The following is a 25,683-nucleotide window of genomic DNA, read 5'->3' as shown; positions in this document are numbered from 1 at the left end:
CTACAAAATTGATGTTTTTAAGAAGCAATAAATTGTAAATAATAACAGTTCAATGGTAAAAAATGATTGATTATAATTATTGTATTTATGTAAAAAAGCTATGGCCATCATCTAAAATTAGACTTGGCCACAGCAAACTAGATAATCTGATTAGTTATTAAAATTATGCTTAAGAAAGTTCTTTATCATTTACTACTTCTTCCTTGATATCAGTAGTGGGTTCACACTCTTTTTCTGTCTCATTTGACTGATTATTAGCAGCACTATCAGTATCATTTTTTTCTTCTTTTACTTTTTCTGATTGTTTGATTTTTTTATTTAATGATCTAAATTCTATTCCATATATAATACTATATATACCAGAGGTTATTAATAGAATCCCCACCATAAATAGGATAGTAAAACCAGCAAATAATGGGTTATACAGTAACATTAAAGACAGTATTCCACCAAGTGCTCCTATACCAATTAAATGATTACCAAAGCCTGTCTCTTTTTTAAATGCAACACCAACCACTATTCCTACGATTGATTTCGCTAAGAATAAAAAACCTAAATATAAAGGCATAGCTGAAGCTGATAATGTTGGGTTGATTATCAAAAATATACCAAAAGCAATTGATAATACCCCATATGCTAGCGTCCATCCCCAACCTTTAATTTTTTTTCTATTTACTATTGAAAATATTACTTCGGAAAGTCCTTCAATTAAAAATAAATAAGAAAATACTGCAGCTATAGTAAGATAACTTTCTAAAGGAAATGTAAAGGTTAAAATACCTCCTGATATAAAAACTATTCCTGCTATAATAAGTAAAAACCAATACTTTACGGATGATTTAATTTTCTCGATCATAATTTATTTAATTTAATAATGGATATATATTTTATTTTGTATTTCTAATTTTTTGATTCTTTTAATGCTTTCGCCTTTGCTTTTAGAGACTTCACTTTTTCTTTCTGCCTCTTTTTGCACTCCCTCCATTCTTTGCCTCTTAAAACATATTGATAATCTACTCCTTTCATATGTTTTACAGCCTGACTTGTTGGAAGTGGGGCTACAGCCAGAAACCAAGGGTTAGCTAATGCACCAATAGTCCATGCACCAACGGCAAAGGTTTGAGAAGTTCTGGAATTTTTATGTCTTTTGGTATGATAATAATTTAATACGTGTTCGTCTAAATCATTTATTCTAGCATACTCCGACATAAAATCAACCGTTTTTTCATAGGTGTCTAACGATTCGTATTGAACGTAATCAATTTGATCTTTATGTACCTCGAAGTATTCTTTTTTTCTTTTGTAAACGATGGTGTTTTCATCAGAATATTTTTTCCCTCTTTTCCATTCTGCTTTTGAAATGGAAACTACCTCACCATTCAACAAATGGATATTTATATTTTGAGCTTCTGTAGGGATACTAATGGATGAAATGATTGTTTGAGCTATAATAGCAATCATAGTAAATGAGAATTAAAGATTGAATGATTGTAGTGGCGAGCCTAAACCCGCCACTTATTACTTGAGATTATTTACTTTTATTTTCTACCTTATTGATTTCAGGGAATTCAACGCCCATTTCTGGCTCATACACCCTGAACACTCCGTAGAAAGTATTCCCATTTGTAGGTATACCATTCACGCCCTCACCCGTAGGATTTATTCTTAATCTGATAATACCGTCCTCATCAGCAACAGCATTGTAAGAACTTACTACATATTTATTTTGAGGGTTTTCGATCAAATATCTATCCTCCATATTGTATAGGGTCAACGACCAATAACCTGTATCGTTCTTCATCAAAGAAGTCATAGGCACTACAATTTCATAACTATCTTGACCATTTAGGATTTCACCATTTTGGTCTTTTACATATTGTGCATAATCAACCACATAGGCTTCCGTTCCTAATTGGCCTAAAAATACACCGGCAGCTCTATCTAAATCGCCAACACCATCATAGGTTGAACCAAAAAGTTTTCTCGCATTTTGCACTTTCATGGCATATTCCTGAATAATTTTATCGCCAGCATCTTTTACCTCATCAGTAAATTCTGGGACAATAAATGGCTTATCACCTTGTTTCCCATCGATAGTGATATTTTTAGATAGCTCAATTACTTCAGCTTCATTATTAACCACCACTTGTCTCGCAAAAGCTAAACCTTGGTTGGTTGCCAAAACGATCTCATGTGCATCCTCAATAGGACTTTTTTGATGAGGTAAACGGATCACAACTGCCTTTTTAGGAGCAATAACCACTTGACTGAAATGATTCATATCAAAAATACTTACTGAATAATATAAATGATACTCAGGCATATTTATGACCACAGGTTCTTCTGAAATATTGAACCAAGAATAAGCATAATTTACATCCGCTTGAGGAGTAATTACTGTTTTATCTTTGGCGGTAACCATACCGGTAATTTGCCATTCCCCTGGTTTGTGATTCTCCGCCCAAGTATCTCTCATTTCTATTTGCTTAATGGCGGGATACCAATGAATATATTCTTGAACTCTATGGGCAGGCACATTATCTTGCGCCTTAACAGCATTGCCAAAAATGATGGAGATAATTACTAAAGTAAACATAATTACAGAGTATTTTTTTATTCTAGCATAAACTTTAACGATCGGATTGTTTTTCATTGTTTTCATTGTTTTCATTGTTTATAGATTGATTTGATTAATTATTACATTACAAAAGTAGTGGGTTGGTGAGGCAATAAATTGTAGAAAACAACAAGGGTATTGTAAAAAATAACATTCTTCATTTTTTTATTTGATCATTAAATACAAATAAAAAAACGCCCCTAGAAAATCTATCTCTAGAGGCGTATCACAACATTGTTATGATTTGATATTTATGGAATGGTAAAAAATAATCTAGCTTGATAAATGATATCGTTTGTCTTAAAATCTTCTACAATTGTATCTCGTGAATAATTATATCCTACTTTAATTTCTCCTCTCCAATTTTTAGACAATACAGATCCAATTCCAACATTAGTCCTCACCACATCATTAAATTGTTTCGTCCCCACCAAATTCCAAAAGAATTCTGCTGAAATGGGAAAATAAATCCCTTTTGCCTCCTGGAAGACATCTCCTTGAAGTTGTAAATTCAGTTCCAATAAATATCGAAAACGAAAGCCAAAATCGTTTTTCCAATTACTGGTATTCAGTTCGAATCTTTCTTCAAATTTTAGAGAATGTCTTAATCTTAATCGTGGCCAATTGGGCCAATCTAAGGCATATCCCTGATAGGGTCTTAACTCTAATCGGTTGGCAACTTCATTATTATCTGTAAAAAACACTGACATTCCCCCAAATAAAGACTCTTTATATTGCAGTTTTTTAAACATAATTTTGGGTAATGAAAAACTAACACTTGGGTTTACATAATACCTATTCCAAGCTTTTGGAGAGATGGTTCTAAAGCCAAACTCAGCAGCTATAGAAGTATTTTCTTTTACCTTAGAAGTCATTTTATAACTTGTCCAAATCTGTTGTGTCAGATTGTCTTGAGTGGAAATATCTTGTCCGTTTACTTTATTGATAAATAAATAACAGATGATCAGCAGAGAAATTTTAAAATGGATAGATTTCATATTTATTGAAGAAATTAGTACTCTGCAAAAGTCGCTTTTATGGACATCTTCAAATTGTATGAAATAACAAGCCCTTGGTAAAAAATGACACCTTTTAATAATAGGTCTTAAAGTCTTTAATGAGTACTATGTTTTTAAATTGATAGAATTTAAGTAGTTTAAATTTTCTTTAAGTCAAAAGCTTTTCAGAATACACCATAGGCCTATACTTTTTACTTTTATACTAGACAACATGAGAAATATTGAACTCAGTTTTATTGATTCTAAGCGTAATATTTTAGATGAATTACACAAAGCTTTTCCTAATGGTAGTATATCCGATTTAGGCTTCCATTATGAATCAAATAACGAGTTATTTAACTACGAAATCATAAAGTTTTTTGGTGATATTCATATTGTCCTATTTGAGGGTAAATTAACTGTGGATACCAATGTGACAATTAAGCCTAATGCGATGAAATCAGTAGTTCTTCGTTTCATTTTAGAATCTGATATCACCCACGGTGAAAATGATACCGCGATCGGAGAAGGAAAAGAAAATGGTGCAACGCTATTTAATACCTATACAGAGCAAAATATCCAACTAAAAAAGAATACAAAAATTAAATGGTTGGCCGTTCATATTCCTATAGAAGCATGGTTGGAATTTGCAGAATCTAAATGGGATAAATTAGAAGAAATTATCGTTAACCAATCACCTTGGATTTTATTTGAAAGTATGACACCCACTTTCTCTAAATTAATCAAAGATATATTTTCTTATCAAAAACTTGAAGTGGGTAAAAAAGGATTGATCTCTGCCAAAGCAATAGAATTAAGCACTTACTTTTTCGTTCAACTATACAAGAGACACGATGATAAAGAGAAATTCGGAATTCCTGATGTGGAACTCAGTAAATTGTTTGCTATTAGAGAGTTATTATCAAAAAATCTTGATACTCCGCCGGATATCGATATGCTTAGTAAAACGTTTGCGATGTCTCCTACTAAGTTAAGAGCCAACTTTAAAAAAGTCTTTGGCATGCCACCTTATCAATATTTATTAGCGGAAAGGTTGAATGAATCGTATCGCTTACTTGAATCTTCTGATCGTTCACTAACTGATATCGCTTTATCTCTTGGGTTTAATGATCAAAGCCACTTTACTAAAAGCTTTAAAAAGAATTTTGATTGTTTGCCGAGTGCAATCAGAAATTAAAAAAATAAACTCTCCTAAATATGACTTTAGGAGAGTTGTGTTTCTAAATTGATGTTGAGCGAAATGTGATTTTATAATTAATATTTTAACTCAAATTCTTTTACTCTTAATTCACTTCCAACACCACCTTTAAAATTCGCTCCATCAAAACTTGAAGAATAAACCACTATAATATGTGTTGGAGTATCATCTTCTGGTGCAAACCCATGTTCAGGCATCATTTCGTTGTTTTCAGAAGGAAGCATATACGACTTTAAATCACTATGGTTACCATATAAAAACGGAATATCAATGGTCTCAAAAGTTTGCATTGTTTCATCCGATCTAAACCATGCCGTTGCCAATCTGTAGCGTTTTTCTTGATCACCACTACCTTCTCTCACTTGTAGCAAAACATAGATGTCACACTTGTCCAGATCATTATTATACATCTCTGGTAGATACTGTATCGACGTTGTAAAACTTTTGGGTTTATCTGTAAATGGAATACCAAAATCTGTTTTTACATTGGCCATTCCGCTCCCTTGAATATCTCCAACGAAAAGCGATCCTGCTGCAATAACACCTAATGTGGATGTGGTCTTTAACGTCGTGTATTCATAATTTTCTTTATCGGGATAAGGATTTTACCGTTTTTACCGAAGCAGGGAGGAATAAGTCAGCAGCGCCAACATCACCTGTTCTCCATGGGGTATCATCAAAGTTTTCTCCAGGAAGGTAGAATTTTCTTTTATCTGAAGATTCATTTGCCTTTCGTCCTCCATAATACCATTTCTGAAAATCAGAATAAAGAATTTGATTCCCGTCTATTTCTTCTTCTATTTCATCATCTTCATATTGTACCTCAACGATCCATTCTATATCATCAAAGAAGAAACTTACTGGTGATGAAAAGTCATGAACTTCTGATGGGTTTGGAGAAACGATTATTTCTTTTGGAGCATAATCAAATGATATCACTGATAGATTTTTAATTTCTAAAGAATCAGGAATAATTACTTCAATTCTTCGACGATCTATCTCTATTTCAGATGAAGTTTGTCCTTTGATTTTAAATTGATGAAAATCTATTTCAAAATCATCTTCAATTACGGTAACAGTCCACTCATAATCTTGATAAGTAGAAATTGTAAGTTTTACTGGTGATGAAAAATCTTCCACCTCATTTATATCAGGAGAACACGTCGCTCCTTCTGTTATTTCAAAATCTGCAATACTTAGCTGTGATTTATCGGTACCAAAAGGTACAATAATTTCTACAGTTTGATTTTCTGTTGATATAGATGAATGACCATTTTGTCCCTCTATGGTTAAGCTAAATATTTCCCCAAAGACATATGGAAAAGGAACATCATTTTTGATACAAGCACTTAGACCAAAAATTGAAATCAGAATTATAAATAATTTTTTCATGAGTTTAGATAAATAAAGTTAAGCCAATGTTTAAAGAGAAGATGTCGATGTCGAAATTAGCACTACTTGTTCTTCTAGAACCTGTATCGATTTGGTTTTCAATTTGTTCTGTAGTCTTCATATTAAAACCAATAATATCCATTTTAACCTCCAGTGCTATATTGTTATTAATAAAAGCAACCATGCCTGGAGACATTCCAATATTCAATTCATGAGAAGTAGAATAAACTCCATAAACATCATGTGGGCCTGATTGAATATTCACACTTTTCGATTGGCCATAACCATACGATACACTCGTTTCATTAAACAACCCAAAGCGATTTCCTTTACCTAAACTAATATAGTTTCTCATGAATATTGAGGTATAATAGGTATGTGACATATTAGAAACTCCGTCAATAGAAATATTAATATCATCGCCTAAATCAAATTGCAATTCATCAATATTTAGTTCATTTCTGACGTAGGTAAATCGCCCTCCTAAAGCCAAATTATCTTTTAAAAAATACCCAAAGAAAGGACTTACTTTAATATTATGACCTTTACCTTCCCAATTTTTCAACATTAATATCTGGTAATTGTCATTGCTATGTTCTGAATAATTAAATGTTGCACCAACTAACCATTGACCCTTTGGTATAAATACTCGGTCAATTATTCCTCGATCAAATTGAGGATCGTTTTCATTTCCTTGTGCAAAAGAAATAGATATACTACTAATGAGTAGTAGAAAATAGATTGATATTGTTTTCATTATTGAAAGATTAATTCGTATTCGAAGAAAGAGGTAAATCACTTTCTTGTTCTTTTTTACATCAAAGCCTTATTTGTTGTCGACCACAATTAGTTATTGATTACAGTACAAAAATGAGGTTTTAACTGATCTTAAAATTGTAAATAACAACAGTTCAATAGTAAAAAATGAGAAGTAGTTTTATCAATTTGTTATATAGAAAAATGTCCCTAAAACATTCATTCTAGGGACATTGATATCATAAATTTATTTTGATGCTACTTTAGCAATTGAATCTCACTTGGTCTCCAAGTTTTTCTATGAAAGGTTTTTTGGATCAAATAACCTTGATACTTCAAAGAATAATTGTAAAAGCTTATAATTTTTTAAAGTCACCTAAAGTCCATCTATCGGAATCTTTTGAGAAAAGTTCTGGTGATGGAGCATACCATCTAAATAATGTGAACCAAGTACCATTTCCTACAGTTGGGACATGGTTTGATAAGGGGTATCCTTCTGGACAATTGGGACCAAAAGTTAAGGTTACCGATCCGTCTTCATTTTCTAATAAATCTTCGTTTAAGGATGAAATAGCTACCTTTTCAACATCACTAAAGAATGTTCCTCCTGTTTCTAATTCATATACATTTACCGACCAGAATTGTCTTGCAGGTACATTGGCAGGAACTGTTAAGCTATAAGTTTGTTGGCTTGACAACACATCATTTTTATCATCTTTTTGACCTACCAAGTAGAAAGTTTCTTTACCTAAATGTTTAGGTGCCCAAATAGCCCAATGGAAAGTCTGAGCCCTTGTTTCCCAATGATAATTTCCATTTTCATCTACATATGTAAATTGTGTTGCTGGCTCAACTGGGTCTACAGGTGTGGTCCAATTTGAGTTAGGAAAAAATTGATTCCCTATATTCCTAAAACCTTCCTGAAGTTCATTTTTGACTTTAACGGCTATATTTTTATGAGAATCATCTGGAAAAAACTCCTTGTCTTTCTTGATTCCTACTACTTCCATTTTCTGAATAAAAGTAGAATCTATTGTCTTATGATTTTCCGTTTGGATATAATGATCTACCCATTGGAAGAAAGTTTCATCATATTTTGGAGTGGGATCATAGGGTTTGTTTCCTCCATCAACAAAAATTGTTTCTTGATGAGAACCCAAAGGATACAATTTCATTTTATGAATAAAATCGATAGCATCTTTCAAATCTTTTTCATCAAATGATTTTGGAGTGATTCTAATGCCTGCAACAGTATTAAAATGCTCACTGTGTATTTGTTTGTATTCTGATGAGATTGCCTTATCATAATTTGGAGGAGTGATCAATAACTTAGCCCCTATACCTTTATCAATACCATTTGCACCTCCAATATCTTCTAAAGGAACCATAAATGGATCTAGGATGGAACCAAATAAACCTATATTTTCTTCTTCCTTTGGTATTTCTAATACCATGGGTCCATTAAATGTTTCTATTGAAGTAGAAATATATAATACAACATCATTTGGGGTTAGAATTTTATTATTATGATCAAAAGGTTTCGACCAATATAAAATCTGATTTGAAAGGGCTCCCATATCTCGTTTATTCGCTTCTTTTTGTGAAAAGAAGGAAACCATTGGCATGGCCCATTTTGCTAATTTTATAGCTTCCTCTTGATTATCATTTGATATTGTCAACTCATTAATCACTTCCTTTTGAGGAGTTTTATAAGCAAAGATTAATGCACATAAGAAGGCTAAGAAGCCTATGATTTTGTAATGGTTTGAAATTTTCATTTTGTCTTTTTTATTGTTTTAATACTCTGCAAAATTGGGCATTTCAAAACCAACAAAATTGTATATTACAACAGTGTTATTGTAAAATTTGACAACAAAAAAAACTTATCTATTAAACTTGAAAACAACTAACCATTTTATAGTCATCTAAATAAATAAAAACCTAGTCTAATAAATTTAAACTAGGTAATTAATACTTTAGACTATCTATCTTTTAATTATTCGATTAAAAATCCTTCCCCTTCAAATTATCCACCACAGTTGTTCCCAACATCTTCGTTAGTTTTCCCCATGAAGGACGCATGGCAAAATCAGCCATGTTAGTACCTAAATGCTCAAAGGCTTTTTTACTGGTGTTCATCATATGTCCCATGGAAACAAACTGATCTTCTAAAATAGATTTTTCAATGTTTTCGAAACAATAAGCATTTCCAAAGTTACCGATACCCGAAACAAACTCTTTTCCTTCTTCGTTACCACCCCAAGTTAAATAAGGGCTCAAGAAAACTAATGGCGGCATTGTATTGACAGTTACTGCACCGTATTTCATATCCGTCACTGCTAAATCTAGAGCTGTTTTATGATGTTTCTTCGTTTTTTCATCAATTAATATGCAGCTACCCAAAGTGCCTAATAATTTAGTATTACAAAATTCTACAGCATGAGGTAAAAACTCTTCAGCATTTGATGGAACATCCAAAGCCACTTCATCAATAATCTGACAAAAGGCTTCGTTCTTAACAGCAAAACTATCTTGCTCTATATCTCTGATCACCACAAAATCTCCGCTTTTATATTTTCCTCCTTCTGGCTTAATCACTTTAGCTTCTGGATAAAACGACATAAATTTCTCTAATACTTTATCTGATCCAGGATAATAGGTTCCTGCTGCTGGAGTTTGTTCTTCAATTGCCTTTTCGAGTGCATCCAAAAACTCTTCTCTTTGCGACCAATTTTTAGATGTCACTAAGGTTTGAATTCTTCCACATACTGCCCCTCCATTTAGTTTAGAAATAGTGGCAATCTGAATGGCCTGATGCTCAATTTCTTTCTTTGACCATGGTTGATCACCCGGTACAATAATACAAGGGTTGTTACCTCCACACTCGGATACAAGAGGAGTGCTTGATGCCGCATCAATTGCTTTTGCTACAGCTGTTGACCCAGTAAAGTATATTTTATCCAACCCTTCGAGAGTAGTCATTGCCCTGCCCTCGGTATGATCAATAAACGCGATCGCTTTCGCTTCTATCAATGGTTCAAATATCTTTTCCCAAACCTCGTCAGTTTTTGCATTCAGTTGATGTGGTTTATGGATTACCGCTTTATTTTCTAAAAACATTGCTTTCACCATTTCCAAGGAACTACTGTAATTTCCTGCACCCGATACCGCTATAATTCCTGCAGGTTTATCCATTGGATTCACTTGTTTGGGCTCTCCTTTCACTCTTAAATGCATTTTCTGACTCGCCGCCATCAATCTATCTTTCGCATCCAAAGGCTTGACTTCAATATCATAAATTTGATCATTGATTTTTGTGATTTTTTCGGGTGACGGCATGTGTCCTTTTATGATGTTCTCGTACAAATGAATACAGGCCGTAAGCGTATTTGCCACGGGGACAACAGTCGCAATAAGGTTCATACCTTCTGTGTATAAATCTTCCCCGATCAGTCCGTTTTTCATTATTCCATCTTCTCGAGCAAGATCTTTTGCGAACAAACGCATTCGGTCTCTTACGTCTTCTAAAAGATGAAGTCTTACATGTGCGGGTTGTTGTGCCCAACCCTGAGGATCTAGATTGTCAAAAGCTTCTTGTGCGGTCATTTTTCTGATATTTAGATTGATAAAATTGAGATAGCAGTGCCTAATACTCCATTTACATGCAAGTCATTCAGGCCAATTATTTATTTGATATTGATGGATATAATTCGAGATGAATCAATTCATAGCTCGATACTCATTTGGGCTATACCCTGTTTTTTTCTTAAACATACGGGTAAAACTCTGAGGGTATTCAAAGCCTAAAGTAAAAGCAATTTCCCCTACTGTTTGATTAGAACTTAGGAGTATGTTTTTTGCCTTTTTCACTACATAAGCATCAATATGTTCTTTTATACCGATACCTGTTTCTTTCTTCAATAAATCACTTAAATAGTTGGGCGACATGTTCAGCATTTTTCCAAAATAGTTAGAAGAAGGCAAGCCCTTTTTTACGATTTGTTCTGACTTAAAATAGGCCTTCAGTTTCGAACGGAAATCACCTACTAAATCTGTATTTAAATTAGTACGGGTATAAAACTGACGATCATAAAAACGCATGCAGTAGTTCAGAAACAACTCCAAATTGGAGAGTATAAGATTCTGACTGTGTTTGTCTATATTCTGTGAATATTCTGAACGTATCTGATCAATAATATTTGTGATATAATCCTCTTCTCTTTTTGATAAATGTAAAGCCTCATTTACTTCATAGTCGAAAAAAGTATAACTCTCCATCTGATTATACATATTGGATTTAAGCAGTAAGTCAGGATGAAATAATAAAGTCCACCCTTCCTTTCCTTTTAGATCTTCTTTTTTCGGTGTAGTAAATACCTGATTGGGATTAGCAAAAATTAAAGTTCCTTCTTGATAATCGTAAGAATTTCGACCATACCCTAACGAACCACTTATCTTGTCTTTAAACATGATGGTATACATGGATGAGGAAAACCTTATATCAAATAAGTCATCATCAAATTCGAGATTCTTGACATCGGAGTCTTGAATTAGAGATATTAAAGGGTGATTTGGAGAGGGTAAACCCAATATTTCATGGAACTGAGCAATACTTTTAATTCTTAGAATATCAGACATGGTAGTAATTAATTTAAACCTACTAATCCTCTGGTTACATTTACAATCTTGTGGGCATCATTCATATCGTCTGCATGAGGGTTAGGCGTTTGCATTGGCCAACCTCCCTTTTTACATTCTTTGTCGTTGTACAAAACGCTATGCTGACTAAAATATTTACCAGAGTGTTTTGGGGCATCTTCGGATAATAGACAATGTAAGGAGGTTTGTGCTGATTCCCAACTACTATCGCTAAAGTTTAGCATAGTAAAAATAGGTTTTGCTAGGGTCATCATCACTTTAACAAAGGGGTTTCCGCCTCCACCAAAATTCGATCTTGCCCAACCTGGGTGAACGGAGTAAGTAGTCACACTTGTGTCTTTTAATCGATCAGCCAATTCTTTTGCATATAGTATGGAAGCCACTTTAGCTTCACTATATGCATCAAAATTGTTATACTTTCTTGTCTTCCATTCTAAATCTTCGAAATGAAGTTGGTATCTCTTTTTCTTACTACCGGCATGCGCCACTGAAGACAAAATAAGCATTCGAGAGTTTGTTGTGTTTTTTAGGGTTTCTAATAGTAATTCGGTTAACAGGAAATGTCCGTAAAAGCTTGCTGCCATGGTTATTTCGAAACCATCTTTGGTATACTTGGGAGTGTTTTCCATGTTTACCATACCGGCATTACAAGCCAATCCATCTAACTTTTTATGTTTAGATAGAAATTCTTCTACAAAATCTCTTACAGATTGTAGATCAGCTAAATCGCACCTCATGATCTCGTAACTTCCTTTATAAATAGAAAAACCTTGTGCTACTTCTTTACCAGCATCCACTCTACGACATGCCATCACAACATGTGCACCTTGTTTTACCAATTGTTGAGTGGTTTCGAATCCTACTCCAGAATTCGCTCCGGTTACGACATAAGTCTTTCCACTTAAGTCTTTTTCTAAAAGTTTAGGGTCGCAAAAGATAACGTTTTTATTAGGCATTTTAATGAGAGTTTTTGTTCATTTCAAAGATCTTACAAAAACTTATGATCCATTTAACCCGATTACTGATTCTTGTAACAATTTTACAGAAACCTACTTTTAACCTTTATAATATTGTCCTTGACACAAGTGTTCATCATGCAAATCAACGCGTTCAAATAAAAAAATTGGGTACATTACAGGTATGACCGAGATTAGAAGTATGAAAAATAAAATACAACGCTATGGGAGATCCATCATTATTGGCTCTTCTGCAATCTTCCTTATTATGGTGCTCATGACTTTTTTAGACATGATCATCATACCGTATGGAAATATGGAGGAGATTGTTTCGGTCTATCTATTTTGGGCGATCGTGGCTTCTTTGGTGACACATCACTTTAATTATTTGAAAACAAAAGTACCCGTATTACTAAAGATTGCTGGATTATTCCTTTTCCTCATTTTTATCAATATCTATGATGAAAGTGCAGACAAACCTCAGAATTACCTGACTTTATCCTTTGCAGTGTCTTGGTTTAGTATTCTTGTTTATTTCATCATGCCAAGCTTTTTCATAAAGTATTCAAAAGGATATTTCGGTGCATTACTAGGGGTAGTTTTATATGCCAATATATTTTATGAGGGTGAAGAAAAATTTGAGCATATTCAGAACTTAATTGGTATTTCTATCCCTATTCTTTTTACACTTTGGATCTATGAACAATGGAGGTGGATCAAATCGCTTAAAAACGAAAAAGCGAAAGCTGAACTACAATTGTTGAAAAGTCAGATTAACCCACACTTCTTTTTCAATACTTTAAACAACCTCTATGGATTGACTGTAGAGAAATCGGATAAAGCACCTGAGGTCGTATTAAAGTTAGGTGATATGATGCGCTACACCATCTACGAAGGGAAAGAAGAAAGGGTTCCTATTCAAGATGAAATTCAATATTTAGAAAATTATATAGAATTACATAAAATAAGGTATCAGAAGAATGTGCAGGTACATTTTATCAATTCGGTTATTTCTGATTTTCAAATTGCTCCTCTTTTGTACATCATTTTGGTGGAAAATGCTTTTAAGCATGGAGTAGAAACCCTTATTGAAAATGCCTATATTTTTATAGAAATTGAGGAGGCTGGGAATTCAGTTAGTTTCACTATCGAAAACAACTTTGATAGAGCCATGCAAGATAACCGTGTGGGAATTGGATTGGAAAATCTGAAAAAACGATTGGAATTGATCTACCCGAATAAATACACATTCGACGAAATTAAAAGCGTAAATACATATAAAACTCTTTTGACTATCGACTTATCATGAAATTCATCATTATAGACGACGAACCTATTGCTCATAGAATTATTGAGGGGTATTGTGAGAAGATCACTTATTTAGAAAAATGTGGTAATGCTTACGATGCTTTCGAAGCTATGGAATTATTGCATGGTAGCGATATTGAACTGATTTTCTTAGACATCAATATGCCTAAAATAAGTGGGTTTGAATTGTTACGATCTCTATCAAAGGCTCCAAAAGTAATTGTTACTTCTGCTTATAAAGAATTTGCGGTGGAAGGGTTCGAACTCAATGTAGTCGATTATCTATTAAAGCCTTTTGGTTTTCCTCGTTTTTTATCCGCTATAAATAAATTGGATGATGTATCTGAAGAAAGAAAAGAAACCAAAAATCAGTTTTTTGTAAAGGCAGATAAAAAGTTAGTTAGTATTGATCCGAAAGACCTTTTGATAATCGAAGCACTAGGAAATTATGTCAAATTAGTGTTGAAAGAACAAACCATCGTGAGTTATCAAAAACTCTCTTATTATGAAGACTTTTTAAAAGATAAGGGGAGTTTTATGAGGATACATAAATCGTTTATCATCAACGAAAATTGTATTTCAAGTATTGAGGGGAATACTGTTCAACTTTTGGATCATCAGGTGCCTATAGGGCAGAAGTACAAGAAACAATTACTTGATAAGCTTTGTATCTAGTATGTATCCACCTTGTCTGCTTTTAAAGAATAAAACTTTAAATCACCTCTAAATCAGAATGTTAGTAATAAGCAATAAAACATCACAAATACTTTATTAACTCTAATAATTATAATTATTCTAACAAAATCATTTGATTAAATTGATAATTAACAATACAAACTATTGATCACACGTAATAACATATACTACTTATAATGTGCCTATTATGAAAAACATTTCTTCGCTAGCCACTTCAGCAAATGATATTCTTGAAATTGATGATAAATTGCTAAAACTAAGAATGAATTATGGTGTTTATGCTAAAATAAAGCATGAACATGCAAATCTAATTCATATTTTAGTATGGCAAGACACTTATCATTTTGATCAATTATCTAAAGATAAAATCACTTTTATGCTTGATTCTATATTGCAAAACATAGAACTTGATAAAACCATTATCACTGAATTTAAAGAGATACTAGCTGCGTAAAACTTATTACTGAGGAACACTTTCTCCAATAATATCAAACATTTCTTGTTTCAATTGTGCTTTCACTTTTTGATATTTCTTTTTGGAAGCCACATTTTTCCATTCGTATTTATCCTTTCTATGATCGTATAATTCATTTCTAATAAGTCGTTTATTTTGTCGGATAAATTTCATTGTCCAACAGCATAGATAGTTTTGCTTTTATTGCTTTGTACTTTTTATCTTTCGCTACATTGTTCTTTTCGAAAGGGTCTTTTTTATGATCGTACAATTCTTCTTTATTATTCGCATATCGAATATATCTATACTCTTTTGTTCGGATCGAAAAAGCACTGGTAAAAATTAGGTAGTAAGTAATGGGTGTAAATATCGGTTGTTTTGTTAAAATTAAAGAACATATTTTTGATCATGAATAACACGTATTTGACATCAATGAGCACTAAATAGCAGAAAATCTAAAAATCTATCATCATCCTTCGATAAAGTATTTTTGAAGCTTCAATGTGCATCAATAGAAACTTTTAGATAAAATAAGAATGATAGAAAAATTGTCCCAAAGCCTATTATCTTTATAAGACCAAAATCAACCACTCACTTTTTACTCAAAACCAAATTAAAATGTACGACTTAATAGGCGATATTCATGGACATGCCGATGAACTAGAACAGTTACTCACCCAACTTCATTATCAAAAAATTGATGGGATTTACCAACACTCTTCTCGAAAAATCATTTTTGTGGGAGACTTTATTGATAGAGGACCAAAAATTAGAGAGACTTTAGAGATTGTAAAACCGATGGTGGATCATGGTCATGCGATTGCGGTAATGGGTAATCATGAATACAATGCGATCTGTTTTCATTTGCATAAATTTAGCGGAGGACATTTGAGACCGCATTTAATTAAGAACATCATTCAACATTATGAAACACTAAAGCAGTTTCAAAACAGACAAAAAGAATACGAGGAGTATATAGAGTGGTTCCTCACTTTGCCTTTATATTATGAGAATGATGACCTAAGAGTGGTGCATGCTTGCTGGGATCAAAAGAATATAGATTTACTAAGATCATTTCTAGAAAACGATCGATTAACCCCTGAATTAATCGAAAAATCGACGATTAAGAATACGCCGTTTACTAATGCTGTGGAACAGACATTAAAGGGGAAAGAACTACAATTACCAGATGGAATATCCTTTTTTGATAAAGACGGAAATGAGCGAAAAGAAATTCGTTATAAGTGGTGGGAAAATATGGAAGGCATGACGTATCAGTCCATTAGTGTCCATCCTGTCGAACAACTTTCTGATGAACCCATAGAACATACAGCTATCACCGAAAATTCATTTTATGCTTCTGAGGAGAAACCTGTTTTCTTTGGACACTATTGGTTAAAAAACAAACCTAATATTTATAAAAACAATGTATGTTGTCTAGATTATAGCGTAGCCAAAGGAGGTTTATTGGCAGCGTATTCCTTCGATGGAAAAGGAGAATTGAACAACTCAAACTTCACTGCCGTGTAAACCAAATTATAGGCTTTTAAACATTCCTAATTTCTCTACATACACATAATAAGCACCTTGCAACACATTATCTGATGTTTTAAAGGAAGCCGTCATTTCCGTTGCTCCTTTTCTTAACTCTACATCAAAACTTACGGATGCAGCATTAGGTTGCACTTTTTGTTCCCATGTTTTATTGCCTACGGTTAAATAAGCATTGGTGAATTCCATTTTCTTACCTTCCACTAAATGATAATCACAGTAGTCTGAGTAGAAGGGTCTAGTTTGTGCATTTAATGGCAAATTCACTTCTTTTGGCCATCGTCTTAACACAATCTTATACTTCCCCTCTTTGACAAAATCTACTTTCCAATGCCCAGTTCCTTCTTGTCCTTTTCGAATTAATTGTTGGTTCCACGGAATTTTATGTTGTTCTTCAACATGCCAATCATGGGCCGTCAACTTTGATATTTTCTCGACATCATTCCCCAATTTGATGTAAGCAAAGCGATGAAATGATGGGGAGATTTCTACCCAATGTTTTTCGTAAGCTTCCTTTAATTGTTTCACTATCTGATGTTCTAAATCAAATACATTTTTTACCTGAGAGGGATCCCTTTTTAAATTATATAATTCTGTCCCATTAATTAATCGCCATTGCCCCATCATCACATAGGAGTTACGCCATTTCTTAGGTGTTTCTAAGCGTTGAGAATCACCAATTAGTATTCGATTGACATCTAAATTTTCTTCACTACCCAGAAATATTTGGGATAGATCTATACCATCAAAATTTATAGTTGGGACATTCGATAAACCACACATTTTTATCAGTGTCGGAAGCACATCAATATGTGCAGTAAGCTGATGGATATCTATTCCATGATTCAAATTCCCATTCTTCCAATGCACATAAAATGGGACTCGGTGTCCTCCATCATAGGGACTACCTTTCACTCCCCTCATATTGGCATTGTAGCCACTTAATAGTTGCTTTCCCTTTAATTTAGCTCCATTTGCAGTACCATTATCCGACATGAATATCAAAATGGTATTATCTGCAATACCCCATTCTTCCAGCTTTTTCCTCAATTTGCCTACATTATCATCGATATTAGAAATCATACCGTAGAACTTGGCTCTATCTTCTTGAATTCCTTTTTTAAGATAAGGTTCAGCATACGAGAAAGGGACATTTAATGGAGAGTGAGGTGCATTGGTTGAAATATAACAAAAGAACGGATTTTCTTTATTCTCTTTGATAAAAGCCAAGGCTTCTCTAAACCACACATCGGTACAATACCCTTCCACTTTTTCTTCTTGACCATTTCTTAGGTACACATCATCAAAGTAATCGTTGTTCCAATAATCTGGCGTTTGTCCGACTCCTCCTCCACCATGAGTTAAAACTTCTTGAAACCCTCTATATTGTGAGGCAAATGGATAATTATCGCCTAAATGCCATTTCCCAAATAAGCCTGTTGCATAATTATTGGCAGAAAATACATCTGCCATTGTTTCCTCTTCTTCATAGAGTAATGACCTTCCCATCACCGTATGCCACACACCTACACGATTGGCATCTTTTCCTGTCATCAAAGAACTTCTTGAAGGCGCACATGTAGGATTTACATGGAAATTCGTTAGCCTTAAACTTTCATCATGTAGTTGGTCGATATGAGGTGTTGAAATATCTTTATTTCCATGTGCGGCAATATCACCATAACCCATATCGTCGGTAAGTATAATAATCACATTGGGTTTATCAATATCACTACAACTTTTGATATATAGAAATGAGATTAATAGTGCAATCCCAATAGTTGATCTTGTTATATATTTCATCATCATATAGTCCAATAAATATGTTATTTCAAATCTAGATAAAGTGGCTTATTGATATGGATATAAAGGGTTTTGAGTTTCTTCGGGATATATTAAAATCAGAAATACCCCCCTAAAAAAAAGTCTTTTGTATTCGTTATTACATTTAATAAAGAGAAACCGATTTTGGAAAATTGCCCAAAATCGGTTTCATCAATTGTTCAAATTGTTAATCTAACTCTATTCAATTGGTCTTATATCAGCTTCCCTTACGGTAATTTCTTTTACTTTAAATGGACCAAATCCACCAAGGTTCATAATCAATAATGCCCCTTGTTTATCGGCAGATGTTTTCTCATAAATGTATTCTGCTTCTACCCATTCTTCTGCAGGGTTTTCTTGTGCCAACCATTTATGCTCGTGCCATCTATCGTCTACCATATAGATTTTATAACCTCCTGCTCCCACAGGTGCCCAAATCTTAAACTTAATCAAGTATTTCTTTCCTTGCTGAAGGTTGAATAATCCACCTCTACCTTCTAACTGTAATGGACCAGCTCCTAATTTTTGAAGCACCATATGTGTCGATCCATCTTCTTCCGTACCTAAAGTGATGGATGCATTTGGATTAGAAAGCGTATTGGCTGCAACAATCCACATATCGTTATCATCGTTACTGAATTTTGATGTTTCTTTGTCCAATAACACCACCTCGTGCATGTTGACTGTTTCTTCGAAAGCACCACTTTCACGTCCATCAGTCGCTTTTAATCCCCCATTGTATTTGATGACCACCACATCATTACTATAAATCGTCTCCGATAATTTGATGTTGATCGTGGCATTACTTCCCTCATCTCTTCCGATAAAATCGATAGCTGTTTCATTACCATTTACTGTTGCTGTAAAGAATGCTTTTGCATCTGCTGAAGTAAAATCTTTGAACAAACCATTGTAAGTAAACTGTATCGTCTGATCCTCTAATTCATCTACTGTACTTGCCAAAGCAAACGGCTTACTTGATGGCACCACCATAATTTTACCTGCTACCGTATATTGTCGCATACCTGCAGGAAGTGCTGGATTCTCTCTTCTAGCAGTCAACATCACATTCAGTCTTCCCAATGCACTTGTTGTTACTGTAACGGTTTCGTCTGTATATTCCTTACCCGCAATTTTCCACGTACGAGCATCCGGATCACCTACAGTAGAAATATCTGTGAACGTGACTTTCTCTCCAAATTCTACTTCAAATACGGCAGTGGAATCATCGTAATTATCAAACGTTTCCCCCGACTCTTTAGTGATCGTCATGTCTACCTCCACAGAATCAAATACTTTCACTTTAAAATCGTTTTCGATCACCCAAAGTCCATTGATGTACTCCGCTTCCAAAGTATCGAAACCAGTAAAAGAAACTGAATCTCTAAACGTATTGTATAGTTTCACCGTAAGGATTGAATCTTCTCCATTTTCCTTTTTCGGAGGAGCTTCTGTAAACAATACATTTACGGTTGGATCTGATGACATCAATTCCCCATCATTAATAATATATGGAGTGAAATCTTTTACCTTATTCGAAATCGGTCCTTCCAAAAACTTAGCTGATGCTGGAACATACCAATTGTGTTCTACCGTACCTCTAGAAAGGTCAGTGAAACCGATGAAATTATTGACCCCAACAAACATAGTATCGGTAAATGTAAAGTTGTTATTGGATTTACTTGTGTACCACTTTACATCCGAAAACTCCGAAGGTGCCACATACTCTTTCTGATTACAGCTTATAAAGCCCATAACCATTAGAATACCTATGATATATTTAATTTTTTTCATTGTTCTGTCTTTAGTTTATTTCTTTGGATCCTAATTGAAATTAGGGTTTGAAATAGTTTCTGCGTTTGGAAGAGGCCAGTAATCGTGTAATGAGTTCACGTAGTTCACCGCTGAAATACCAAACTCATTTTTATTCACTGCGTTATTATCTGATGCTCCATCAAATAGTACAGATCCCCATTTATTGATGGTTTTACCATCGGAACCGACCGCAGAGTATGTACCCACATGATATTCTCTAGTGGATAAATCCTCGAAACGTTGTTTGGTAATTCCCCATCTTCTCAAGTCAATCTGACGAATGGCGTGACCTTCCAACGACAATTCTAAAGGTCTTTCGATGTACATCAAATGCTCCATTAACGTTTGTGCTGTATACACCATTTCATTGTGTTGAGAAGAAGAATATTCGCTTGATGCCGAAGGACCAATCAACTCTAAAGCAGAACGATAACGTACTTTGTTGATATATTTCAACGCTTCAGCCAATCCTGCATCATCTTTTCCTCCTTTGATCATCGCTTCAGCATACATTAAATACACATCTGCCAAACGAAGTACTCTAACATTAAGACCAGAACGTACCAAACCATTTTCGATTTCTGAAGTATGCGTCTCCCATCGAGTATGTTTTCTGAAATAAGAGGTTCTTTGATTTCTAAAAGGTTGCGGCTGCTCAAAAGGAAGTGTTTGATAATAAGGAACGATATCATCAACCAAAGCAATAGAATACGATGTTCTAAGCGAATAAGGTCTTAATACCATATTCCCTTCATCATTTTCGTAGTAATTTCTATTGTCTGTTGGGTCCATAGGATCGTTCTTATAGGCCATAGTTAACCATAAACTTGGCTGATGACCACCAAATCCACCTACAAAACTATACGCTTGAGGAAGGTCGTTGGCAGTTTGTGCATCGTCGCCTCCGTTGAACTCCTGATTGTAAGTATTCGAGTAAGAAATCTCTAAAATAGATTCTGAATTAAACTCACCATACTCACTAAAATTATCATTGATGTTCTCTGTTAATGTGTATCCATAATTATCGATCACATCTTTTAGATATTCTGCTGCTTTTTCATATTCGCCACTGTATAAATAACTCTGTCCCATCACTGATGCTGCTGCCCCAGCGGTTACACGACCTTTATCCATACCGTCCCATGCAATAGGTAAGTTATTTTTAGCGAACTCTAATTCTTTCAAAAAGAACTCTCTCACTACACTTTCGTCTTGTAAATGTTGGTAGAAATCCGTCTCATTTTCTGGAATAAAATCATAAATTATTATGCTTCCTTCATTGAATGATGAATGCAAGTAGAAGTGGAATAGCCCTCTAAAGAAACGAGCTTGGGCGATGATGTAACGGTGCGTATCGTTTTCATCTTCGATAATCACTTCCTCACCCGCTAAATCCAATTCCAATTCCTCAGGGTATACTTGATAATAGTTTTCGATAACCTGATTTGCCCTGAAGATTCCTTTATATAATCTCGACCATTTATCACTTACTATGGATGTTGCCGAGTTAAATGTTTTATAGTAAAACTCATTATTGGTTGGCAATGCTTTGGCAACACCAATAATTGTCATATCATCTCTATTGTACTCTTGGATAATCGCCAATAGGTTCTTCTCCTTAAAAGTACTGTAAACCGATGTTAGACCCATGTTGAGTTCTTCTGGAGTGGTACCGAAGATACTGGTCGTCATGGCATTGGGGTTGGTCTCGTCTAAAAAGCCTGCACAAGACCACATGGATGGGATTAAGAAAACTCCCGCTATGATTATGTTGATTAATTTTTTCATTCTTGTTTAGTTTAGAAGCCGAATTGTAAACCTACTCTATACGATGCTGTTACTGGATATGTACCTCTGTCGATACCTCTAGAACTCAATCCATTATTACCTACTTCCGGATCGTAACCTGTGTAATTGGTAAATGTTAGTGGGTTGATCGCCGTAGCATAAATTCTGAATTTACTGATGCCCATTTTCTTATTAAGATTTTCTGGCAACATGTAACCAATAGTTACATTTCTAAGACGAACAAAAGAACCGTCTTCTAAATAGATATCGTTACGACCTCTATAGTTTTCGTGTCCACCACCTCTATAAGCAGGTACATTTGTTGTTGGATTTTGCTCCGTCCATTGGTAAACAAGATCTTTATGGACACCTTCTTGATAAGCAAATGCTTTGTTACCGTTGATCACTTCACCACCAAATGCTCCATAGAATTGAACTGAAATATCAAATCCTTTATAAGAGGCTCCCATATTTAAACCGACTTCAAAATCTGGCATACCCGAACCTGCGTACACTCTATCTTCATCATCAATTTGTCTGTCTCCTGTGTCTGGGATACCATCACCAGTAGTATCTATCGTTGGCTGATCTACCAATTTTAAATCACCTAGTTTGGCTACCTCAGCACCAAAGTATTCATTGTAAGCATCCACTTCTTCTTGAGTTGAAAGGATACCATCTGACTGAACTAGGAAGAAAGCACCTGCTTCATATCCTTCTTTCAATACCGATAACTTATCTTGAGCGTTTGATCCTACGGCAACGGCTACACTACCATTTAAATAAGCCACTTTATTGGCCCCTGCCATCTTGGTAATCTTGTTCTCATTTTTAGAGAAAGTACCACCAATGTTCCAGTCGAATCCTTTCTTACCAATGTGCTTATAGTTGGCTGTAAGTTCTACCCCTTTGTTATTCATGTTACCCACGTTCAAGACTACCGTCGGGTTAATTCCACCACCTGTAGAAGCAGGAATAAGTACTGGGAATAACATATCTTGCTTGTCAGTATTGTATACATCTGCTGTGAAAGTCAGTTTGTTATTAAAGAAACCGAAGTCAATACCAATGTTGGATTGTATTGTTGTTTCCCATTGCACATTCACGTTCGCAAAGTTAACCTGAGTGGCACCCACCTGAAGATTCTCGTTGGTTGCTGTACCAAATACATAATCTTTATTTAAGAAAATAGCAGTGGCATTACTGTAATCTAAGAAGTTTTGGTTACCTGTTGTACCATAACTACCTCTTAGCTTAAATACATTGAAGTGGTCTTTCAAACCTCCTCCCCAGAACGCTTCTTCGGAAATATTCCAACCTACCGATAAAGAAGGAAAAACACCCCATCTATTTTGCTCAGAGAATCTAGAAGATCCATCTCTTCTTACCGATGCACTTAATAAATAACGTCCTTTGTAGTTGTATTGAAAACGGCCCAACATACCAATCAAGTTGTTTGTTTTATTCTGATTGAAACCAGTTTCATTTCCTGCTAACGGATCACTTGTTGCTCCATCCAACACTGTTATCTCATTACTTACTAGATCTTTTTTCTGACCATAGAATGAACCATAATTATAGCTTTCTAAAGAGAATACCCCCAATACTTTAAATTGATGTCCTCCTACTTTTTTGGTATAGTTGATTGAGTTTTCCCAAGACCAGTTATCTCTTGAGCTACTCACATTTCTTACACCCGATCTATAATTACGAATAGTAACTTCTTTTCCTTGGGCAGTGTATGATTTAATATTCGGTTCAATGATTTCACGCGTGCCTTCTGTAATGGCTCCACCGAATCTTGAAGAAAGTTTTAGCCCTTTGATTAAATCATAATCCAACTTCAAGTTATAATTGATTTGATTGATCACACTTTCGTCCTGACGCTTTAATTTCGACATCAAGAAACTCATGTTTTGAATATCATTTGATTCTGTATTTTCCAAATCACTTTGAGAAACAATCGTTTCCTGATTCGGATCAATTGGTTGTTGGTAAGGCTTATATTTATACGCATCGGTTAAAAGCGTTTGAGGTGTAAACCTTCTTGTTTCTCTTTTTAGTGCTAAGTTGGTCGAAAGGGTAAACTTCTTTTTCTTGTAGGTATTATTGGCTCTCAAACTCATTCTTTCAAAACCAGAATTGATAATTGAACCATCTTGAGAGAAGTAATTGGCGTTTACATTATATCTCATACCGGCTCTACCACCCGATGCTGTTAAGTTGTAGTTTTGTACGGGTGCATTATCCTGAAAAATAACATCCGACATTCTAGTATTGTTGGTAAACGTCGCTGGGTTTTCCGAAATGGGTAACCACAAGTTTTCAGAATGTGCCTTAGGATCGGTGTTTTCTATACGCAACATCTCTGCATATATATACTCTTCGAAATTCATTAAATGTACTCCGTTCGTGATTTTTTGCACACCATAATATCCGTCGAAATTAATTTTCATTTCGCCTTCGTGACCTTTCTTTGTGGTAATTAAGATCACACCCGAAGCACCTCTTGTACCATAAATCGCAGCTGAAGCCGCATCTTTTAATACATCAATGGAAGCAATTTCGTAAGGTGATAAACCCGGGTCACCATCAAATGGTACGCCGTCGACTACATATAAAGGAGTACTTGACCCTGTGATAGAACTCAAACCACGAATCATAATGTTTGCTGTTGCACCAGGTTGACCCGATGAAGCTTGTACGTTCACACCTGCAATTTGTCCTTGCAATGCGCCCCCCACATCAGAAGTAGACACATTCAGAATTTCTTCTCCAGAAACTCGGCCTACAGCTCCGGTAACTTCTTTCTTTTTCTGTTCGCCATAACCAATTACTACTACTTCGTCCAATGCTTGCACATCCAACTCCATTTTTAGATTGATTATTTTTTTTCCTTCTAACGCTATTGTTTGTGTTTCATAGCCAATAGAAGAGATTTCTAGTTTTGCGTTCTTGTTAAATACTTGCAGCTTGAAGACACCACTAAAGTCAGTGATCGTACCTTTGCTTGTTCCTTCGATTACTACATTCACGCCAGGTAAAGGTTGGTCGTTTTCATCAACTATTTTACCTGAAATTAGATTTTGGTTTTGTTGTGCGGATACCTTAAATGATAAGGTAATTGCCAATAGCAACGTCCATAGATAGAGAGATCTCAAGCACAACATGTTTGTAAAAAATTTCAACATGTTCAGTTAATAATTCATTAAAAATACATTTCGATTCAAATGTAGTTTCACGAAAATTAACAGTACGGAATAATGATTCAGAAATTGTGGGGTAAAAATAAAATCTAAAAAAGGGGGTATTTCTGTTTCATTACCCTCCCTTTCGATGTCGTTTTAAACGATGTTATACAAATACCCCACTTCTACTTTTCACTAAAAAGTGCTTATTTCTCTTTTTGTTGATGAATATTCGATTCAAATGTGCACAAATCAATCAAAAATTAATGTTTTTGATACGTATTAGTGGAAATGTTTAGTTCGTGTCTATATCAAATAATTTGATTTTAATATGGAAGTATTTTCCTTTGAATTAGAAGAAAAGTGGGGGAAACTCATCAATTTATATACCCCTTGATTTTCCCATTATCCCCCCTCACTACATCACATCAATTGATCGTATTTTTATAAAGAACTTAAGTA

Annotated in this window: 22 protein-coding genes; 5 read left to right on the top strand and 17 right to left on the bottom strand. The window is 34.5% G+C overall.

The features are described 5' to 3' along the window. Positions 1-169: 169 nt before the first annotated feature. The 4 genes from KMW28_RS22720 to KMW28_RS22705 form a co-directional block, all read right to left on the bottom strand. On the bottom strand, positions 170-856 hold the full coding sequence (locus tag KMW28_RS22720; protein ID WP_169662094.1) for an HdeD family acid-resistance protein: 687 nt from the start codon (positions 854-856) through the stop codon (positions 170-172). A gap of 44 nt (positions 857-900) precedes the next feature. Continuing rightward, a complete protein-coding gene (locus KMW28_RS22715) occupies positions 901-1,461 on the bottom strand; it encodes a hypothetical protein (RefSeq protein ID WP_169662095.1) in 561 nt (186 codons plus the stop codon). Between the two features lie 67 nt (positions 1,462-1,528). Then, positions 1,529-2,671, bottom strand: coding sequence for a DUF1214 domain-containing protein (locus KMW28_RS22710; protein WP_215585951.1), 1,143 nt, complete (start codon positions 2,669-2,671; stop codon positions 1,529-1,531). Between the two features lie 197 nt (positions 2,672-2,868). Next, positions 2,869-3,615: a DUF2490 domain-containing protein gene (locus KMW28_RS22705; protein ID WP_169662097.1), complete on the bottom strand. Its 747-nt coding sequence runs from the start codon at positions 3,613-3,615 to the stop codon at positions 2,869-2,871. 232 nt (positions 3,616-3,847) lie between these two features. Between KMW28_RS22705 and KMW28_RS22700 the strand changes: the two genes are divergently transcribed. Beyond that, positions 3,848-4,813, top strand: coding sequence for a helix-turn-helix transcriptional regulator (locus KMW28_RS22700; RefSeq protein WP_169662098.1), 966 nt, complete (start codon positions 3,848-3,850; stop codon positions 4,811-4,813). Positions 4,814-4,890: 77 nt separating this feature from the next. Here the strand turns inward: KMW28_RS22700 and KMW28_RS22695 are convergent, their stop codons facing one another. The 7 genes from KMW28_RS22695 to KMW28_RS22665 form a co-directional block, all read right to left on the bottom strand. Next, entirely contained in the window at positions 4,891-5,343 is a 453-nt protein-coding gene (locus KMW28_RS22695) for a PCMD domain-containing protein (RefSeq protein WP_244994592.1), read from the bottom strand. A gap of 79 nt (positions 5,344-5,422) precedes the next feature. Continuing rightward, positions 5,423-6,226: a hypothetical protein gene (locus KMW28_RS22690; protein ID WP_169662099.1), complete on the bottom strand. Its 804-nt coding sequence runs from the start codon at positions 6,224-6,226 to the stop codon at positions 5,423-5,425. A 4-nt stretch (positions 6,227-6,230) separates the two neighbouring features. Next, positions 6,231-6,983, bottom strand: coding sequence for a hypothetical protein (locus KMW28_RS22685; RefSeq protein ID WP_169662100.1), 753 nt, complete (start codon positions 6,981-6,983; stop codon positions 6,231-6,233). Between the two features lie 355 nt (positions 6,984-7,338). Then, entirely contained in the window at positions 7,339-8,760 is a 1,422-nt protein-coding gene (locus tag KMW28_RS22680; RefSeq protein ID WP_169662101.1) for a DUF1214 domain-containing protein, read from the bottom strand. A gap of 226 nt (positions 8,761-8,986) precedes the next feature. Continuing rightward, positions 8,987-10,588, bottom strand: coding sequence for an aldehyde dehydrogenase family protein (locus KMW28_RS22675; RefSeq protein ID WP_169662102.1), 1,602 nt, complete (start codon positions 10,586-10,588; stop codon positions 8,987-8,989). 114 nt (positions 10,589-10,702) lie between these two features. Further along, complete coding sequence (locus KMW28_RS22670; RefSeq protein WP_169662103.1) at positions 10,703-11,620, bottom strand: helix-turn-helix domain-containing protein; 918 nt, start codon at positions 11,618-11,620, stop codon at positions 10,703-10,705. A gap of 8 nt (positions 11,621-11,628) precedes the next feature. Continuing rightward, complete coding sequence (locus KMW28_RS22665; RefSeq protein ID WP_169662104.1) at positions 11,629-12,597, bottom strand: SDR family NAD(P)-dependent oxidoreductase; 969 nt, start codon at positions 12,595-12,597, stop codon at positions 11,629-11,631. A gap of 202 nt (positions 12,598-12,799) precedes the next feature. Between KMW28_RS22665 and KMW28_RS22660 the strand changes: the two genes are divergently transcribed. The 3 genes from KMW28_RS22660 to KMW28_RS22650 all read left to right on the top strand — a co-directional run bounded on the left by KMW28_RS22660 (position 12,800) and on the right by KMW28_RS22650 (position 15,055). Beyond that, entirely contained in the window at positions 12,800-13,906 is a 1,107-nt protein-coding gene (locus KMW28_RS22660; RefSeq protein ID WP_169662105.1) for a sensor histidine kinase, read from the top strand. Then, positions 13,903-14,580 (top strand): LytR/AlgR family response regulator transcription factor, encoded by a 678-nt coding sequence (locus tag KMW28_RS22655; RefSeq protein WP_205958103.1) that lies wholly within the window; start codon positions 13,903-13,905, stop codon positions 14,578-14,580. Before KMW28_RS22660 ends, KMW28_RS22655 begins: the two co-directional genes overlap by 4 nt. A 208-nt stretch (positions 14,581-14,788) precedes the next feature. After that, on the top strand, positions 14,789-15,055 hold the full coding sequence (locus KMW28_RS22650) for a hypothetical protein (RefSeq protein WP_066213720.1): 267 nt from the start codon (positions 14,789-14,791) through the stop codon (positions 15,053-15,055). 6 nt (positions 15,056-15,061) lie between these two features. Here the strand turns inward: KMW28_RS22650 and KMW28_RS22645 are convergent, their stop codons facing one another. Beyond that, positions 15,062-15,229 carry a sulfatase/phosphatase domain-containing protein gene (locus KMW28_RS22645; RefSeq protein WP_169662106.1) on the bottom strand — a complete coding sequence of 56 codons (168 nt, stop codon included), beginning with the start codon at positions 15,227-15,229 and terminating at the stop codon, positions 15,062-15,064. Beyond that, positions 15,207-15,353 carry a hypothetical protein gene (locus KMW28_RS28725; RefSeq protein ID WP_394369917.1) on the bottom strand — a complete coding sequence of 49 codons (147 nt, stop codon included), beginning with the start codon at positions 15,351-15,353 and terminating at the stop codon, positions 15,207-15,209. The genes KMW28_RS22645 and KMW28_RS28725 overlap by 23 nt, the downstream gene beginning before the upstream one ends. Before the next feature lie 320 nt (positions 15,354-15,673). On the opposite strand from KMW28_RS28725, the gene KMW28_RS22635 reads away from it, so the two are divergent. Beyond that, positions 15,674-16,585, top strand: coding sequence for a metallophosphoesterase (locus KMW28_RS22635; RefSeq protein WP_169662107.1), 912 nt, complete (start codon positions 15,674-15,676; stop codon positions 16,583-16,585). A 6-nt stretch (positions 16,586-16,591) separates the two neighbouring features. Here KMW28_RS22635 and KMW28_RS22630 read toward each other — a convergent pair whose 3' ends face one another. From KMW28_RS22630 to KMW28_RS22615, 4 genes are all read right to left on the bottom strand, one after another. Then, complete coding sequence (locus tag KMW28_RS22630; protein ID WP_205958104.1) at positions 16,592-18,409, bottom strand: arylsulfatase; 1,818 nt, start codon at positions 18,407-18,409, stop codon at positions 16,592-16,594. Positions 18,410-18,628: 219 nt separating this feature from the next. Further along, a complete protein-coding gene (locus tag KMW28_RS22625) occupies positions 18,629-20,224 on the bottom strand; it encodes a hypothetical protein (protein ID WP_169662109.1) in 1,596 nt (531 codons plus the stop codon). A gap of 30 nt (positions 20,225-20,254) precedes the next feature. Further along, complete coding sequence (locus KMW28_RS22620; protein ID WP_169662110.1) at positions 20,255-22,033, bottom strand: RagB/SusD family nutrient uptake outer membrane protein; 1,779 nt, start codon at positions 22,031-22,033, stop codon at positions 20,255-20,257. A gap of 11 nt (positions 22,034-22,044) precedes the next feature. Continuing rightward, the gene (locus KMW28_RS22615) at positions 22,045-25,224 is read right to left on the bottom strand and encodes a SusC/RagA family TonB-linked outer membrane protein (protein WP_215585947.1); all 3,180 of its coding nucleotides are present in this window, start codon (positions 25,222-25,224) and stop codon (positions 22,045-22,047) included. Between the last annotated feature and the right edge of the window lie 459 nt (positions 25,225-25,683).

It is taken from the genome of Flammeovirga yaeyamensis (assembly GCF_018736045.1).
Taxonomy (GTDB): domain Bacteria; phylum Bacteroidota; class Bacteroidia; order Cytophagales; family Flammeovirgaceae; genus Flammeovirga; species Flammeovirga yaeyamensis.
Note: the sequence above shows the minus strand (reverse complement) of the source record. Positions and strands in the feature narration are given on the sequence as shown.